This is a genomic window from Dyella sp. 01N36 (assembly GCF_056399745.1).
Window position 1 is genome coordinate 1 of record NZ_JBFTRY010000009.1, and the last position, 17,520, is coordinate 17,520.

Annotated in this window: 13 protein-coding genes; 2 read left to right on the plus strand and 11 right to left on the minus strand. The window is 62.8% G+C overall.

The genetic code is table 11. From position 1 onward, the window contains the following. Positions 1 to 145 precede the first annotated feature (145 nt). The 6 genes from AC1DMG_RS03765 to AC1DMG_RS03790 all read right to left on the minus strand — a co-directional run bounded on the left by AC1DMG_RS03765 (position 146) and on the right by AC1DMG_RS03790 (position 9,255). Positions 146 to 1,183: an HAD family hydrolase gene (locus tag AC1DMG_RS03765; protein ID WP_477180187.1), complete on the minus strand. Its 1,038-nt coding sequence runs from the start codon at positions 1,181 to 1,183 to the stop codon at positions 146 to 148. A gap of 353 nt (positions 1,184 to 1,536) precedes the next feature. Beyond that, positions 1,537 to 2,973, minus strand: coding sequence for a DUF1254 domain-containing protein (locus AC1DMG_RS03770; protein ID WP_477176687.1), 1,437 nt, complete (start codon positions 2,971 to 2,973; stop codon positions 1,537 to 1,539). Positions 2,974 to 3,100: 127 nt separating this feature from the next. After that, a complete protein-coding gene (locus AC1DMG_RS03775) occupies positions 3,101 to 4,630 on the minus strand; it encodes a CehA/McbA family metallohydrolase (protein WP_477176686.1) in 1,530 nt (509 codons plus the stop codon). A 73-nt stretch (positions 4,631 to 4,703) separates the two neighbouring features. Further along, positions 4,704 to 7,502 (minus strand): TonB-dependent receptor, encoded by a 2,799-nt coding sequence (locus tag AC1DMG_RS03780; RefSeq protein WP_477176685.1) that lies wholly within the window; start codon positions 7,500 to 7,502, stop codon positions 4,704 to 4,706. A gap of 129 nt (positions 7,503 to 7,631) precedes the next feature. Continuing rightward, positions 7,632 to 8,747 carry a FecR family protein gene (locus AC1DMG_RS03785; protein WP_477176684.1) on the minus strand — a complete coding sequence of 372 codons (1,116 nt, stop codon included), beginning with the start codon at positions 8,745 to 8,747 and terminating at the stop codon, positions 7,632 to 7,634. Beyond that, the gene (locus AC1DMG_RS03790) at positions 8,740 to 9,255 is read right to left on the minus strand and encodes an RNA polymerase sigma factor (RefSeq protein WP_441605266.1); all 516 of its coding nucleotides are present in this window, start codon (positions 9,253 to 9,255) and stop codon (positions 8,740 to 8,742) included. The genes AC1DMG_RS03785 and AC1DMG_RS03790 overlap by 8 nt, the downstream gene beginning before the upstream one ends. Positions 9,256 to 9,450: 195 nt before the next feature. Between AC1DMG_RS03790 and AC1DMG_RS03795 the strand changes: the two genes are divergently transcribed. Then, positions 9,451 to 9,975, plus strand: coding sequence for a gluconokinase (locus AC1DMG_RS03795; RefSeq protein ID WP_477176683.1), 525 nt, complete (start codon positions 9,451 to 9,453; stop codon positions 9,973 to 9,975). A gap of 362 nt (positions 9,976 to 10,337) precedes the next feature. Here AC1DMG_RS03795 and AC1DMG_RS03800 read toward each other — a convergent pair whose 3' ends face one another. Beyond that, positions 10,338 to 10,889 carry a cytochrome b gene (locus AC1DMG_RS03800; protein WP_477176682.1) on the minus strand — a complete coding sequence of 184 codons (552 nt, stop codon included), beginning with the start codon at positions 10,887 to 10,889 and terminating at the stop codon, positions 10,338 to 10,340. A 164-nt stretch (positions 10,890 to 11,053) separates the two neighbouring features. Beyond that, positions 11,054 to 11,941, minus strand: a complete 888-nt coding sequence (cynR, locus tag AC1DMG_RS03805; RefSeq protein WP_477176681.1) for a transcriptional regulator CynR — start codon at positions 11,939 to 11,941, stop codon at positions 11,054 to 11,056. Between the two features lie 176 nt (positions 11,942 to 12,117). On the opposite strand from cynR, the gene AC1DMG_RS03810 reads away from it, so the two are divergent. Continuing rightward, on the plus strand, positions 12,118 to 12,942 hold the full coding sequence (locus AC1DMG_RS03810; RefSeq protein WP_477176680.1) for a fumarylacetoacetate hydrolase family protein: 825 nt from the start codon (positions 12,118 to 12,120) through the stop codon (positions 12,940 to 12,942). 152 nt (positions 12,943 to 13,094) lie between these two features. Here AC1DMG_RS03810 and ssb read toward each other — a convergent pair whose 3' ends face one another. The 3 genes from ssb to AC1DMG_RS03825 form a co-directional block, all read right to left on the minus strand. Then, positions 13,095 to 13,670, minus strand: coding sequence for a single-stranded DNA-binding protein (ssb, locus tag AC1DMG_RS03815; protein ID WP_477176679.1), 576 nt, complete (start codon positions 13,668 to 13,670; stop codon positions 13,095 to 13,097). A 232-nt stretch (positions 13,671 to 13,902) separates the two neighbouring features. Next, positions 13,903 to 14,595, minus strand: a complete 693-nt coding sequence (locus tag AC1DMG_RS03820) for a response regulator (protein ID WP_477176678.1) — start codon at positions 14,593 to 14,595, stop codon at positions 13,903 to 13,905. Further along, positions 14,592 to 17,258, minus strand: coding sequence for an ATP-binding protein (locus tag AC1DMG_RS03825; RefSeq protein WP_477176677.1), 2,667 nt, complete (start codon positions 17,256 to 17,258; stop codon positions 14,592 to 14,594). The genes AC1DMG_RS03820 and AC1DMG_RS03825 overlap by 4 nt, the downstream gene beginning before the upstream one ends. Positions 17,259 to 17,520 lie beyond the last annotated feature (262 nt).

A 17,520-nucleotide genomic window follows, 5' to 3' on the forward strand; every position in this document is an offset into this window, starting at 1 on the left:
GTGGTGATCGATGTCAACAATCTGCTGCGCTGCCACGGGCGAAACATGGGAACCTCCTCATGTGCTTCACGACTGCGCAAGGCAGCCAACGGTGACACATCGTTCATGCCGCAACGGCGCCCAATGCCCTGCGCCGTCTCTTGCGCTACTGCTTTTCAGCGGGGTAGATAACTTTCCAATCGTTCTTCATGTCCACCACGGTCCAGTGCCTGGCCGTGGCTTCATCCAGTGCTTTGTCGAGCTTGCCGATCTTCGACTGGCGGTCGTACGACCACTCGCGCGCCGCATCGGTGTGATGGACCAGGCCCGCAAAGCGCGCACCATCGCCCGAGGCCGTCCACTCGAGCATCTGCTGGTCGCCGTCGGAGTTGCCGAAGGCGAAGATGGGTTTGACGCCGAGCGAGCGCTGGATGCCGACAGGTTTGCCGGGGCCGTCGTCGATCAGCGCCACCTTGGGCAGCTTGATCAGCACAGGCTTGCCGTTCTGCATCTCGTACTTCAGTTCGCCCTGGCTGCCGATGATCTGTTCCGGCGGAATGCCGTACACCGCCGGAACCCAGGCGCGCATGAAATCCTGTCCGCCGCCGGACACGATGTACGTCTTGAAGCCGTTGTCGCGCAGGTAGTGCAGCAACTCGAGCATCGGCTGGTACACCATCTCGGTGAACACCCTATGCGTCTTCCGATGCCGGGCCGTGGACACCCATTGGTTCACGTTGCGCGCGAACTCATCGGTGGTCATGCCCGAATGCGTGGCCGCCACCAGTTCGAGTATGCCCTTCTCACCCGATGCCGCGAGACCCTTCATGTCGCCCGCGAGCGCGGACTTGAATGGCTCGGTGGTCTTCCATTCCGGGTGTTGCGGCGACAGAGCCTTGACCTGGTCCAGCGCAAAGAAGAATTCAAAGTAGGCCGGTTGCTCCGCCCACAAGGTGCCGTCGTTGTCGAACACCGCGATGCGTTTTGCCGGCTCCACGAAATCGGGCGTACCGTCGGTGGTGACTTTCTTGACGAAGCTCTCGATCTGCTGCCTGGTCGCGCCATCGTTCCACGAAGGCAAGGGATCCTGCGCGGCCATGCAGGCGTTGGTCCAAGCCATGGCGACGAGCAGACAGAGTGCCGCCCAGCGACAGGCAAGCGTCCTGCGTGCCGGCGTCCCGCCGGCGCGGACTAGATCGTGCATTCGAATTACTCCCGACATATCCGATCCTTCGCTGTATCAAGCGGCCGCCGTGCAAGCTGGCAGCTGAGATCCGTGATGGGCGCAGCCTAGGCTGGGCGCCCCGGCGCAGAGGCAGCGCGCCAGCCATCACGGTCGCGAATTTGGAGGGGTCTGACAATCCGAGAGACTACGTACGTGGTGTACGTAAAATTACTCGGCACGTCCCTTGTGCTGTATCGCGCGGCGTTCGCTGTCGAGGAGACTCGGGACGCAAGAAGATGCTCGCGAGGTCGCGCCGACCCGCGACGAATAAGTCCTGGGCTGACCCGTGCTGTCCAGGTCGCCGCTCTTGTCTGCGTCGGTGTCGCAGGCCCTTACGCCTGAGGCTCGACGTCCGGCAACTTCCAGAGCTTGTCGAAGAACGCCTTCTCCGGCCCGTAGAAGCGAAACAGCAATTCGAAGGGACGCGCGGGATCGGTAGGAACCCAGTTGGCCTCCTTCCCGCCCGGCGCCCTGGGGCCGAAATAGATATCGACCGATCCATCGGCATTGGTTTGCAGGCCCGGCGTATTCGAACCGCGGCTGGCCCAGCGCATATTGCGGATAAGTGCGTGCTTTTCGCCGTCGTACGCCGTCACCGACCAATAGAGTTTGACAGGCACCTTGGCCGGCACATGCAGGCGGTAGTTTTTCCCGCCTTCCATGCGTTTGCCCTGGGCATCCTTGATCGCCAGCAGATAGAACTGCCCGGCGCCCAGATGTTTGGTGCTGAAATACGCCATGGAGTAAATCACGGCGCGGCCATCGATCGGATAGCTATCGGGGTTGCTGAAGGTGGTCATCATCCCTGCCAGCGTGTCCTGCGCGGCGGGCAACGCCCAATGGGTGTTGTCGAAGAACGGCGGGACGAACGCCTGCTCGTATCCCAGATCGATCGCCGCCTTCGCCTCCAGCGCAGCTGCATCGAAGGCCTGCCTGGTCTCGGTGGAAGGGTTGAACGACTTGCCCTTCTCGATGCCCAGCGACTTGAGCATGTCGATCATCGCCTTGTCGCGTGTGATCCAGGGCTCGGCCTGCACGAAGCGATTCAATGCCTCGAAGAATCGACTGTCATAAGGGATGGTGGCATCGAACGGTTTGTCGTACACATCCACGAACCTGGTCTCGGCGCCGCCAGCCTTGTTGGCCGTCGACAGCGGATAGAACTTGACGCGCCTGCCGTACGTCACAGCCTTGTCGATATCGGCGTCGCTGCCGCTCTTGAGGTTGGAGCGCAGGATGGCAAAACCGCGATAGGTGTCGGACGGCATCGGAATATAGCCCGCCGGTACCTTGTCCTTGTACCCCGGCGGAAGGATCAGATACTTGCCGCCTTTGCCTTTGTCGACACCGGCCGGGCCCACATCTTCCAGCGCGTTTTGCCAACTGTCGTCCACGCTACCCGTAATGGTTGCGCCCTCCTCGGCCGGAGGGATCTCCATCACGACAGGGCCGTTCCTGGTGTCGTAGAACGGCATGAAATAAATAGTGTCGGGATTGGGCGTGAGCGTCTGGTCTTTCCAGTTGACCGGCCGCGACCAATAGGCGACCTGGTTCCCACCGCCCTGCAGCTTCTCGAACGCATCCTGCATCAACTGATAGTTGACTGCCGGCATGCCCCAGATCACCGCCTCAGCCGCCCGCCGGGCAATCGTGCGTTGCTGGATATCCTTGGGGCTTGACGCTTGTGCCGCGAGAGCAGTGCTCCACGTCGCCGCCGACGCAAGAGCCAGACTGGTCACCATCGCGGTCGACAGCAGGAGCGCTTTCATGGCCTCAATCCTCGTCATCCAACGAGTGGTGCTTGCACCAGTTTGAGACAAGCCGCCCGGATCATGCCTCCGTAGTTCTACCTAATCAGGGCCGGGAGGAAGCGATTGACTGCGGCCATGCGCGCCATCAATTGAGGTAGATCGGATTGCCGACGATCAACAGGCTGCCATCGGCGCCACGCACATTGACGCGCAACCAGTGTCGCCTTCCATCGCTGCTCCAATCGAACGACAAGCTCTGCTTCGCTTCACGAATGGCCAGATCTTCCTTTGGCTGGAAGGGCTTTCCATCCACGATGATCTCCGCATGCGCCTGATCCAACGCGTCGGCATGCATCGTGATGCGAACGGTGCTTCCGGCCGGCGCGCTCAACGCATCGCCCATTTCCGCGGAATGCTCACCCACGGTCGCCACGACATCGATCGCCCGGTCGCGGGTGCCTTGCACATCAATGAAAACATGCCCGGCGCGAATGCCATCAAGGATGGCCTTCATCGACAACTCGCTTGCGTGAACCACCGTGGTCGGCAGACCGATCGCCATGCTGCCGCCGGGAAACGGCAAGGCCACCTTCGCATTGTGGTTGTCGCTGCCGCCGATCCCGGTCAGGTGGTAGCCGTGGTTAAGCTGCTCCTCCCAAAACGGAATGCCGGTGTGCTGCGGGCTCCTGGCGTCGATGCCGTTGACCGCCTCGATGGCCTGCACCAGATGCATATCGACCGGCTTTTCCGGCGTCCAGCCGCAACCCATGCAGGTTTCGTCGTTGGGACGGATGGGATGGTTGATGGAAAACACGCCGTGCAAAGCTTCAGCCTGCGTCAGCAAGGCATTCCAGTCAGGCACGGACTTGCTGCCCAGGCGAAAATCCAGCGGCTCGGTGGTGCCGAACAGGTTCGCGTGCCCCTGGAAGGTGGTCACCTCGCGCGCAGGTATCAGCAACAGATGGTCGAAGTACGGCTGCAGTTCGCGGATGTCGTTGGCCTGCGACACCGTGTTGTGATCGCTCAGCGCGATAAAGTCGAGTCCGCGCCTGGCGGCATCTTCCACGGTGAAGACCAGCGGGCACGGTGCACGCCCGTCGCCGCTCTGCGTGGGACAACTGCCATCGCTATGCGCGCCATGCATGTGCAAGTCGCCACGATACCAGCCGGCCTCCTTGCGCAGCGGTGGATTGAGCACGGCAGGCAACCACGCCGGATCTCCCGGATGGCCAAACCAGATCTTGGCCGTGTACTGAGCCTTCGACGCGGGACGGATATTGGGGATACCGAGCAGTAGCGCCCAGCGTCCCGGCTGGGTTGGACCCGGTGCGAATGACGGCGTCGCATCGACCGCGCCCACGGTGAACAGCTGCTTGCTACCGCCCGTCCAGCCGCGCAGTCCTTGCTGGCTGTGAAAACCATCGGGATCTTCAAGCCCCAGGTCGATCGTGGTGTGCTCGGCGCGCCCTGTAGACTCGAACTGCACGGTGATGCGATTGACGCCCGCCGGCACCTGGAACGGCACCTCGCGGTAACTATGGTTGTCGCTGCCGATCAACTCGCCGTGCAACACCACGTCCGGCGCGCTCTCCGTGGCACACGCCACGCCCAGCAAGGCCAGCCACAGCGCCACCAACGCCAGATACCCAAGACGGCCACGCGTACTCTCATTCATTGCTTGCTTCCCGAAACAGGACAACCGTCCCGCGCGCCGCCATGCGGAGCGACGCGCAGGACGTCAAACGAGATCAGAACCGGTACATGACCGAGGCGCGGAACGATCGACCGAGCAGCGGTCGTGCGATGAACACGCTCTTGGTCGCATCGCTGCTCGCCAGTTCGCCGGCACGCGGGTTGCCTTCGGTGAGGCCGAGCGAGTTGTTGAGGTTGTCGGCGTACAGGAAGAACGACAACTCCGGCGTCATCTGGTAGCGCGCGCTCAAACCGATGGTGTGGTACTGCGGCAGCACCACCGAGTTGGCCGTATCCACATAGCGCCGTCCTTCATACTCGTACGACATCTGCAGGCGCAGCTTGTCGTCGAACAGGTTCACGCCCGGCACCACGCGGAAGCTGTTCTTTGGCACACGGATCAGCTGGTTGTCGTCATAGTCCAGCAGCACCGGCGCGCCCGCCGTCACCGTGGTATAGGTCAGCCCCTTGTACTTGGGATCCTGCACGGTCGCGGTGTACTGCACGTCGAAATACTTGGACGGATAGAACGTGCCTTCCAGTTCCACACCGTAGGTTTCGGTGTTGGCGTAACCCGTCTGCGGGGTCGACACGCCGCTGTTCGGATCGAACACGTAGTTGCTGAAGCTGACGTTGTTGTACTTGGTGTAGAACAGCGTGGCGTACGCATCCATGTAACGGTTGCTGTACTTGTAGCCCATCTCCGGCAAGATCATCGTCTGCGTGATCGGCGTGGCGGTCGGCGTGGTGATGTACGAGCTGAGGTTGGGCAGGCGGAAGGTTGAGGTGTAACGCGCGAACACGCCCTGGTGCTCGCTGAACTGATAGTTCGCACCCAAGGTCCAGCCCAGCTTGCTGAAGCTGTGGTCGTAATCCACGAACTGGCCGGTGCCGGTGAGGATATTGTTGGTCGGCGGCGTGCCAAGATTCACGTTCTGCGACAGCTCCGTCCAGCCGGTGGTGTTCACGCGCTCCCAGCGCGCACCACCGTCGATGCGCAGCTGGTCGTTGATCTGCCATTCGTCGGACGCGTAGAACGCATTGGTGCTGGATGTGCCGCTGGCATGCGCCCACTCGTAGCCGTAGCCATAGATGCCGTTGTTGGTCAGCTTGCCCAGTGCGTTACCGTTGGCATCCACGGCGACCACGTCGAGCAGGCGCGCATTGTCGGTCGCCGTGAGGATGGCGGTAGACGAATAGCGGTCGAAACTCTGGTTGAAGTGCGCGTAGTAGTAGCCAAACGTCACATCGTGCGTCTGGTCGCCGAATTCGAACTTGCGCAGCAGGCGCGTGTCGCTGGTGAACTCGTTCATCGGCATGGTGATGCCGCGCAGACCACCGGTCACGACCAGGCCGTTGTTCGGGCTGGCATTGTAAGCCTGCCCATTGTCCACATACTGCAGCTGCATGCCGGCGGCGTTCGGGTAGTACTTGGTGAGCTGCTTTTGTGCGGTGGTGAAGAAATCGCCCGTGGTCTGCACCGCATTCGGATAGACGCCGTTGCGCACGGTATCCGTATCGCTGTAACGCAGGTCTTCGGCAATTTTCCAGCCGTCGCCCAGGTTGTAGTCGAACTTCACCGTGAACTGCGTGCGCTTGACCTGCGTGCCCAGGCTGTTGTCGAAGTTGTACAGGCTGCCGTTGCCCTGGATCATCTGGATGTGTTCGGTCTCCGGGCCGGCCAGCGTGCCGTAGTTGCCGTTGAAGCCCGGCACGGCCTGCAGGTCGCCACTGGCATTGCGATACATCGGGATGCCAAGGTCCAGCGCGACCTTGTCGTCCAGGCGCTTGATATCGAAACTGAGGCTGCCGTTCTCGAACTGCTTGGACAGCGTGGCGCGCAGCTGGCCACCCTGGTCGTTGGTAAAGCCCGGGCTGCGGATGCCGTTGTCCTGGCGATAGAAACCACCGGTGCTCAGCTTCCAGCCATCGCCGATCGGCGTGCCATACCAGAAGTCCAGGCGGTTGAGYCCGTAGTTGCCCAAGGTGTACTTCACCAGGCCCTCGGCGGATTCACCCACCTGGCGCGGGATGAAGTTGATCGCGCCGGCCGGCGCATTCGAATAGAAGATCGACGACGGACCACCGCGCACCACTTCGATGCGATCGATGGTTTCATCCAGGCGGAACGCCTGATCCGCATTGAGATAACCAAGCGCCGGATCGTGCTGCACCGGAATACCGTCTTCGAGCAGGTTCACCGAGCCAAAGCCGTCCACCGGAATACCGCGGGCGCGGATATTGCCGCTCGCTTCGCCGCCCGACGCTTCCACCCAGAAACCCGGCACCGACTTCAGCGCCTCGGTGACGCTGGTGGGGTTCTGCATGCGCAGGCGATCTTCGTCGATGGTGGTGATCGAGTAGCTGGTCTGGGCCTTGGTGCGCTCATCCACGCCGGAGCGCGCCGTCACCACGACTTGATCCAGATCCTTGGTCGTCTTGCCATTGCCGGACGCGACCGTCGCATCACTCGCCGCTGCAACGCCTGCACTACCGGCCGTCGTCACCGCAGCGGAGGCCGGATTGCCCGCATTGGCTGCCACGTTTCCCGGGACGATCGTCACCGTGTTCGGCGTGACCAGGCGGTAGCTCAGGCCCGTGCCTGCCAGCAATTGACGCAACTGCTGCTCCGGCGGCAGACCGGCGTCGGCACCGGGACTGCGGATGGTGTCGGAGATCTCCGAACCATAGACCACCTGCATGCCCGCTTCGTGCGAGAAATTCTCCAGCGCCTTGGACAGCGGCATCGCTGCGATGGCGCTGGTGTGCACCGTGGCGTTGGCTTGGGCGAACGTGGCCAGCGGAAGAGTGACGCCGAGCACGAGGGCGATTTGTAATGCCAATCGATTGCGCATGAGGAGTAACAACCTTGAGTGAGGTAGATGACTGGCCGGTCTGTGACGCTTGCTGCGTTTTTTTCGGCCTATACCTTTCAAGAGCCTCGTTTTGCGCAACCGGGCACCTCCGATTGCATGAATCTTTTCTTACAGGCGCCCGGCTTTCGTGTCAGTTTGATTCGAGGCGACGATGCGCACGCGGTTGCTCTCTTCCACGACGCGCACATCCGGCAGCGTGGCAAGGTAGGCCGCGAACGCCTGCGGATTGTTGGCGTGGAAGATGCCGCTGATACGTTCATCGGCGATGCTTGCGTTCTCGATCACCAGGGGTTTGCTCGTGTAGGCATTGAAGCGCCTCGCCACGTTGCCGATGGTTTCGTGCTGGAAGCGAATCTCCGATGGCAGCCACGCAGTGACCTTGGCCACCTGCGCAGGCTGCTTGATGATCGCGCCCGAGACATTCAGCGAAATCTGCTGCCCCGTGGTGAGATCCGCCACCGGATCGGCGTTCAACAGCGCCGCGAGCCCGCCCTGCTTCGATTCATCGGCGGCATTGAGCACGCGCACGCGACCGCTGATCACGGTGAGCGTGTCGCCGCTGGCATCGCGCTTCACATCGAAGACGGTGCCGATGTCCTGCAACACATGGCCGCCCACGTTGACCAGCATGGGTCGACGCGCATCCTTGCCCACGTCGAACAACGCGTTGCCCTTGATCACCTCGATGCGCCTGAAGCGTCCATCGAAATGCACGTCGATCACGCTGTTTCGATCCAGCTGCACCAGGGTGCCGTCGGGCAAGGTGACGGCACGTACCGCCGCCACGTCGCCCTTGAAGCTCCGCTCCACCAGGCCGTTGGCATCGCGCCAGTAACCGACGCCAAACCATGCCGTCACTACCGCCGCCACCAGTGCGGCCACACGCATCGCCGCCCGACGGGCCCGTCCGGGCCGCGCCACGTCTTCCTTGCGAATGGCGCTGCCCACCAGGGGAAACATCACCACCGGATTATCGCGGCCAGCCTGATCCACCAGCTGCTCGACCGTGAGCGTCTTCAGCGCGGCCGCGGCCTTGAAGTCGCCGTGCATCTGCACCACCGCGAAATACTCCGCCACGTGGCGCGGCGAAGCGCGCAGCCAGCCGAGGAAGGCCACGCGTTGGCGTTCCGTCAACGGCTCCTGTTGCTCGATATACCAGGACACCGCCTGCTCGGTGATGCGACGCGCCTGCCGGGCGGCGTCAAATTGCGAGGAATTATTCATAGTCGGCCATCCTTTGCCGGCACGCCGCCAGGCCCTTCACGACGTATTTCTTCACCATGCTGGTCGAGATGCTCATGCGATCGGCGATTTCGCGATACGACATCTCGTCGCGGTAATGCATGATCAGCACAGCCTTGCACTTGGGCGACAGGCGATCGATCAGCACGCCGAGGCGCTGCTTGCGAAGGTCGCTGTCCATGTCCGCTTCGAGATTGGTGGGTGCAGCCAGCTGCTCCACCACCTGCTCCAGCTCATCGCTGCCCAGCGGCGCCTGCTGGCGGAGCACGGCATGCTCCTTCACCAGGTTCGCGGCCACCGTGAACAGATAGGCCTCCGGGCTGCGGATATTGGCCGCATCCGCCGGCTCGATCCGCAACAGGCGCAGATAAACCTCCTGCACGAGGTCTTGCGCATCCCAGCGATGCGCCACGCGGCGCAGGAAGTACTTGCTCAGCGTCGCGCCCTTCTCCGCGAACAACGCCGACCACGCCCCATGCTTTTCCCGCACCGCTCCTCCTTCGACCGTGTTCGCCGAGGAAGGCTACGGCACTCAGACGGCACGGAGCCTAGGGGGGTGTTATGACGGCTTCGTGACTTCGATGGCCTGTGCATGACAATGGTGGTGTTGGTCACAGTATCCTCGGGGAGCTCGGCGCGACGCGGGCCACCACTCAGTCACGGGATGTCATGCATGCAAAACCCGATGCGCGCAATCGTCGTCATGGGCGTCTCCGGCTGCGGCAAGACCAGCGTTGCCGCCGCCCTGAGCGAACGCATCGGCGCACGCATGATCGAAGGCGACGCCTACCATCCCGAACACAACGTGCAAAAGATGAAGGCCGGCATCGCGCTGACAGATGCCGACCGCCAGGGCTGGCTGGAGCAGTTGGCCGCGGAGCTCGCCAGTGTCACGGCCACCGGCCAGGTCGCCGTCCTCGCCTGCTCGGCACTCAAGCGCCGCTATCGCGATACGCTGCGCGCCGGCGTGGCGGAGCTCGGCTTTGTCTATCTTGAAGTATCACCCGAAGCCGCCGCCGAGCGCGTCAGCCTTCGCTCCGGTCATTTCATGCCCGCTACGTTGGTTGAGAGCCAGTTCCGTGATCTCGAATCTCCAACGGCGGAGCCGCGGGTATTGAGCGTGAGTGGCACCGATCCACTACACGTCATCATCGATCTAGCCCAGCGCTGGTGGAACGCAGGCAATGCGTTGACCCCACGCGATCGCTGACGCTATCTGCAGCGCGCCGATGCTCCCTTCAGCAAGTGGCACCTGAGTAAGCCGATCCGCCTTTTTGCGAACTGATGGAACGCCCATGCGTGGCTCGCGATGGCGACCTGTGCTGCCGATCGCCCCGTGACGTGGTAGATGATGAATCCAGCTATCACCAAGAAGACGTCGACACCGGATCTAGCTAGTACGCTCGCCAGTGGCTTCGCCCCATGCGTGCGCATCGGCTGGATGTCGCTGTAGAACGCCTTGAGTGAGGCGATGTCACGCAATCCCAGACTGTTTCGGTAGCGCATGCCTCGACCCTCCCTTCAATTTCGTGCGATCTAATGCGGCAGCAGGCGAACGTCACTTGCAGCCAATCACAACATCCGTTTGGCTACGCCATCGCGATTGATCAGCAGATGCTTCAGGACTGCGCCGAGATGAAGGATGAGAAGGCCGCCGAGCGCCAGAGCGAGATCGACGTGGATGGTCCCGAACAGAACGCGCAGCGACTCGCTGGGGGCGAAAAGATCTGGCCAATTCCATAGACCAAAAAAACTGACCGGGTGATCACCGGCGACGCGATGCGCGTAGCCGGCAAGCGGTAGCACCAGCATGGCCAGATAAAGCAAGCCATGGACGCTGTGCGCTATCCCCACCTGCCAGGACGGGATACTGCCCGGCAGCGGCGGCGGTCGGTGGCCCAGACGCCAGATGATCCGCGCTACCGCCAGCCATAGCACGACTGCTCCGATCGAGCCGTGCCAGAACAAGATGCTGTTCCACTCCGGCGACTTGTGAGAGTAGCCAGGGAATCGCTCCATCCGCAGCCCGATGACCAGGTTAGTCAGTATGAACAGAGCCACCAGCCAATGCAGAACTTTGGCGGTGCGTGTGTAGCTTGGGGCGGCAGATACGGGAACCAGCATGGGGATAGGGACCTTGTCGAATGGACTGAGCGCCAAGCCCTTCGATGCCAGGCGCTATCCACATAACCGGGCCGCGGTCCGATTTATTCCAGCAAGCGCAAGCGCGGCTGAGCGCGCGTCCCTGAGAGGATCGGGTGCCCGAGGCCACCCGTCCTTGAGCCGCCCTACTTCCCGACAAATCCTTCGGCGACATCCTGCGCGATGGCAATGAAGGCACGCGTCGCTCCAGAGCAATAGGCACTACGGCGGCGCAGCAGAGCAGCGCGACGCGCCCCCAGTGCGGGCTGCAGTTTTATCGACACGAGCCCCGGCCGTACGACATTGGCTGGCAGGAGCGTTGCCAGGTCATTGTGGCGCACGATCTCCATCAGAGCCTCGATCGAGTTTGCTTCGACGATGATGGTCGGCCGAAGATTCTTCCCATGGAAATACTGGTCAGCCAGCCTGCGCGTGGAGAACGATGTATCGAGTATGGCCAAGGGCATCTGTGCCAACTCCTTGGCCGTTACCATCGCTTTATGCGCGTCCCTATGCCCCTTGCCGACGATCAACATGGGACGCTCTTCGTGCAACGGCGTCGCCTCGATGTCTTCCGCGGGAAGGTCTCCAAAGCCTATGCCCAGATCCAGCGCATCGTCACGCAGTGCCGGCTCGATGACTTCCTGCGATGAAACGCGGACCGTCAGCGTTATGCCGGGGTAGCGCTTGCGGAAGCGCTGAAGCACCGGCCCGATGAAATAGCTGGCGACGCTGGGTGTCACGCCCAGTCGCAATGTTCCCGTGGAAAGATCCTCGACATCGCGGACCGCACGCGTCGCCTGATCCAACTCCTCCAAGGCGCGCGCCGCATGTTGAAGGTAGATTGCTCCCAGATCCGTAGCGCGGACCTTGCGGCCGGAACGGTCGAGCAGTTGCGCGCCCACGCGCTCTTCCAGCTCCTTGATCTGTTGTGACAGCGCTGGCTGCGAAACATGCAGCGCCTGGGCCGCGCGGGTAAAGCTCCCATGCTCGACAACCGCCTTGAGATAGCGGACATGGCGCAGGACGGTCACCTATAACCCCCAGATTATGGCTACGCTAAGAAATCGGTCTTGGACAGTTATAGCTCGACGCCGTAACTTTTTCACCAGGCGAGCACTGGGTGCATCGTCTGCCTATCCAGAGCCATGCTTAGCCTCGCTCACGTCCGCCATGCGGAACGTAGCCATCGATCAGTGGAGATTTGACCATGCAACAGTTTGCGCGAGTCCTCACCAGCAACGGCGTCGTCCCGGTCATCCTGAAGGATGGCAAGCACCTGGATCTTCGTCCGATCCTGCCTGACATCACCGCGGATGCCATTGGCAGCGGCATTTTGAACGCGGTCGATACGACCGTCCTCTCTCCTGTCGATGGCGACTTCAGCTTCCTCTCGCCCATCGCGGATATTCGCCAGGTTGCCGCTACCGGCTTCAATTACCGCAAGCACATCGAAGAGTTCAAGATGACGCCGCCGACCGAGCCGGAAGTCTTCATGAAAGCCACCAGTTCGTTGTCAGGCCCGAATGACCCGATCTCGCGCGGCCCCAATCCCAATGTGAAACTTGACTGGGAGGTGGAACTGGCGATCGTGATCGGGCGCGAAGCGACCGATATCACGGCCGGGGATGCACCTGGCCATATCTTCGGTTTCGTGTGCATCAACGACGTTTCCGATCGCGATACCCAGGTCGACAAGCAAGGCCAGCAGCATCTGGTACGCGCCAAGTCGCGCCCCGGCTATTCCCCCGTGGGCCCGTACCTGACCACCGGTATCGACGGCATGACGCTCGATGTGTGGACCAAACTCAACGGCAACTATGAGCAACAGGGCAACACCGGCGACATGCTTTTCTCCATCAACGACATGCTGGCCTATTTCTCGACCCACATGACGCTGCTGCCGGGCGACCTGATTGCAACAGGCACGCCCCCTGGCGTCGGCTTCGGCAAGAATCGCTTCATGCAGGTGGGCGATGTTCTTGAATGCGGCATCACGCATCTGGGTGCGCAGCGGCACGAGATCCGCCGCTGAGCGTTCGCGATCATGGATCTTGACGGCGCTCCGTCGCCAGGCGAGACGAACGCATCGCCACCGGCGCAGAAAACGCCAGTCGCAAAAAAGCAAAACCCCCGAAAAATCGGGGGTTCATGCTTCAAGACCGTCTGGCCGTTCCAGGGTATGCCCTAGAACGGGATATCGTCGTCATCAAAGCTGTTGTTCTGTGCCGGCGGAGCCGACTGGCGCTGCTGGTTGCCCTGGTTGTCGCCACCACGCGAGCCGCCGCCGAAATTGTCGCCGCCGCGGGCCTGGCCGCCACCGTAGTTGCCGCCGCCTTGGCGCTGCTGGCCGCCACCACCACCACCACCGCCACCCTGGGCGCGCTGGAAGTTGCCGCCGCCGCTGCCGGCCGCGCCGCCTTCCGTACCGCCGCCGAGCATCTGCATTTCGGCCGCGATGATGTCAGTGCTGAAGCGCTCGACGCCGTCCTTGTCGGTGTACTTGTCGGTGCGCAGAGAGCCTTCGATATACACCTGGCGACCCTTCTTCAGGTATTCGCCGGCGATTTCAGCGAGGCGGCCGAACAGCTTCACGCGGTGCCACTCGGTGCGTTCCTGCTTCTCGCCGCTCTGCTTGTCGGTCCAGTTCTCGGAAGTCGCGATGCGGATGCTGGTAATGGCCGTGCCATTGCCGGTGTAGCGGGTTTCCGGATCGGCGCCGAGGTTGCCGACGATGATGACTTTGTTGATGCCACGTGCCATGGATGGGTTTCCTCTGTGAGCCGGCGCTGCGTTCTTGGGCAGTCAGCACCGGGATGTTGGTCCGGCGGCCATCATAACCGTGCCCCGGGCGCGGAAGACAGGATTGACCTGCGCCGGGGAACCGTGAATCGAGCCAGCCTTCGCCCTGCCCCAACGTGCGGGGTGGACGAAAAAACGTCCGGGAATCAGATCACTAAGCGCTCTCAGGGGCTGCGACACCCGAGCAGGCGGCTCAGACCCCGCTGATAAACCGGTAGCCCACCCCCGGCTCGGTCTTGAGCCAGCGGGGGGTGGTCGGGTCGTCGCCCAGCTTCTGGCGCAACTTGCCCACCACGATGCGCAGATAGTGGCTGTCGTGGGTATGGGTGGCGCCCCAGATCTCGCGCAGCAGCTGCTGCTGGGTCACCACGCGACCGGCGTGGCGCAGCAGCAGCGCGAGCACGGCGTACTCCTTGCGCGTCAACGAGAGCTGCGCGCCCTCGAGCCACACTTCGCGCCGACCAAGGTCGATGACGAGCCTGCCGTCGTCATAGCGCTGCATCGCTTCGGGCTCACCCTGACGGGTACGCAGCAGTGCGCGCAGGCGTGCCATCAGCTCCTGGATGCCGAAAGGCTTGGTCACATAGTCGTTGGCGCCGGCGTCGAGCGCCTTTACCTTTTCGCTTTCCGAATCGCGAACGGAAAGCATGATGACGGGCACGTGCGTCCACTGGCGCAACTCGGCGAGCACTTCATGCCCTTCGCGGTCCGGCAAGCCGATGTCGAGTATCACCAGATCGGGCGAACGCGTCGCGGCCAGGGCCAGGCCTTCCGCTGCATTGGCCGCGAGCAATACCTCGTAGCCCTCGGCGCGCAGGCCGATGTCGAGGAACTTGCGGATCTGTGCCTCGTCGTCGATGACCAGGACACGTGCGGCGGAGGTCATGCGTGGTTGGTCGGCGGCGCCGGCAGCGGCAAGGTGATGCGAATGGTGGTGCCAATGCCGTCGCCCGGCAAGGCCTCCACGCTGCCGCCATGCGCGCCGATCATGCCGCGGCAGATCGCCAGGCCAAGGCCGGTGCCCTGCGGCGCGCGATCGCCGCGCGATACGGAGTAGAACATGTCGAAGATGCGGGCGCGTTCGTCTTCCGGGATGCCCGGCCCACGATCGACCACATCGATCTGTATCTGCTCGCCCTTGGGACGCACGACCACGCGCACGGCCTGGCCCGGCGGCGAGAAGCGCGCGGCATTCTCCAGGATGTTGAACAAGGCCTGCTCGATCAGGGCCGGATGCACGTAGAGCAGCAAGGTCTGCGGCGGCAGCTCAATGTCGACCTTGAGGTCGGGAAACAGCTTGCGCAAACGAGTGGTGGCCGCGGCGACGATTTCGGCGGCATCGGTCCAGTCGCGATTGAGCTTGAGCGTGCCGTGACCGAGCTTGGTCATGTCGAGCAGGTTCTGGATGTAACGGTCCAACCGCTGCCCTTCGCCAAGAATGGCTTCCAGCAATTCCTGGCGTTCACTGGGCGGCAATTGGTCGCCATAGCTGGACAACGTGCCGGCAGAACCAATCATCGAGGCCAGCGGCGAACGCAGGTCGTGCGACACCGAGGAAAGCAGCGCATTGCGCAAACGCTCGGTCTCGCCCTGCACGCGCGCGCCCTCCAGTTCCTCGGCCAAGCGTGCGCGCTGCAGCGCCTGGCCGATGTCCTGCACCATGGTCAGTGCCAGGCTGCGCTCGTCGGTGGACGGTTCGCCCTGCCCCGCGGGTAGGCGCAGTGCGGCGACGCCCAGATGATTGTCGTCGCTGCCCAGCGGCAACACCCAGCAAGGCGCCGCGTTGAGCGTGTCGGTAAAGCGGCCCGCCTGCTCCGAGTGCTTTTCGCTCCACTCGGCCGCACCCAGATCCTGCGAGGTCAGATCGAAATCACGCGGCGACGACGCCACCACGCGCAACACCTGGCTCGCGTCGCGCGCCAACACCGCCACCTCACAGCGCATGACATGCGCCAGCGCCGAAGCGCCCACGCGTCGGATACCTTCGGCATCGGTGCTGGTGGAAAGCCGCTGCCCGAGCGCGAGCAGGGCGCGCGCCTGCGCATGGGCGGTGCGCAGGGACTCGACCTGACTGGCCAGCTTGGTAGCCAGGCGGCTCGCCACCAGGGCGGCGACGAGGAACAGGCTGACCGCCAGCACATCGTCGAAGTTGGCGATCATCAAGGTGTAGCGTGGCGGCGCAAAGAAGAAGTTGTAGCCGATGAAGCACAACAACGCCGTATAGACGGCCACCGCCATGCGCGTCCTCACGGCCACCACCAGCACGGCGGTGAGAAAGATCAGTGAGAGGTTGGCGACGGACAGGTAACGGTCGGCGATGAACGACAACCCGAATGCCACCAGCGTGGCGAGCGTCGCATAGATGTATTCGCCGCGACGTCCGGACCCTCCCGGCATACGCAGGCGCAGCCGCGACTTTGCCCGCTCGGCCGGCGTAGCGATGATGGTGAGTTCCAGATGCGCGCCACGACGCAACAGCAGCTGGGTCAGCGAACGGCCGAGCATGCGTGCCAGCGGACGTTCGCGCGTACGGCCAAGGATGATCTGGCCGATGCCTTCGCGATCGGCATGGGCGATGAGTTCATCCGCGATGGCGTGACCGCGCAATATCACCGTATCGCCACCGAGCCGACGCGCGAGACCCATGGCCGCATCCAGTCGCTCGCTGCGCGCCTTGTCCAAAGCGGCGCCCGTATCGACGAAGGCTACGCTCCACGGTGCGCCACGCCGTTCGGCAATGCGGCGAGCGATACGTACAAGATACTCGCTCTGCGAGTGACCATCGATGGCGGCCAGCACGCGCCGGCGCACCGGCATCGCGCCGCCGCGCGCGAGCATATGTTCGCGCAGATCGCTGTCCACATGACCGGCAACGGTATCCACCGCCAGCTCGCGCAAGGCGACCAGGTTGGTCGGCGAGAAGAACGCATCGAGCGCCGCCGCCGCCGTCTCGGGCACATAGACCTTGCCTTGCTTCAAGCGCTGGATCAGCTCGCGCGGCGGCAGGTCGACCAGCACGATGTCGCGTGCACGATCAAGGAAAGCATCGGGCACCGTTTCGCGCACGGTGACGTTGGTGATCCGACGCACCTGATCGTTGAGACTTTCCAGATGCTGCACATTGAGCGCGGAATACACCTCGATGCCCGCTTCGAGCAGCTCGGCAATATCCTGCCATCGACGCTCATGGCGACCGCCCGGCAAGTTGGTATGCGCCAGTTCGTCGACCAGGATGATGTCGGGGCGTCGCGCGAGCGCCGCATCAAGATCGAACTCGGTGAAGTCGCGCCCCTTGTAATTCACCTTGCGGCGCGGCAGCTGCTCAAGCCCCTCGAGAAGCGCAGCCGTTTCCTGCCGCCCATGCGTCTCCACCAGACCAATCACCACATCGATGCCCTGGCGCTTTAGCTCCCGCGCCGCAGACAACATGGCGTAGGTCTTGCCCACACCCGGCGCTGCGCCAAGGAAAATCTTCAAGCGGCGCGTGCGCTCTTCCTGCATGGCATCCAGCAGGGCATCGGCACGTGCTTCGCGAGTGGGTTCGGACATGGGTGTCGTTGGGGATGTGATGGGATAAGGGTAGGACTTGGGGTTCGGTGCGGATAGTGCTTCAAGCAGATAGCAACGTTACCGCGAGCACCCGCCCCTTACCCCAACCCTCGCCCCACAGGGGAGAGGGAGAAGTGCAATGCACCGCGAAACCTGGCAAACAAAGGGCAATGCGAAGCGAGCCTCCGCTTTAAGTCCTCAGGGATTAGGGCGCGTTGCGCAGCGCTTTGGAGTATCCCCTGTGTACCCTCGGAGGTTGTCC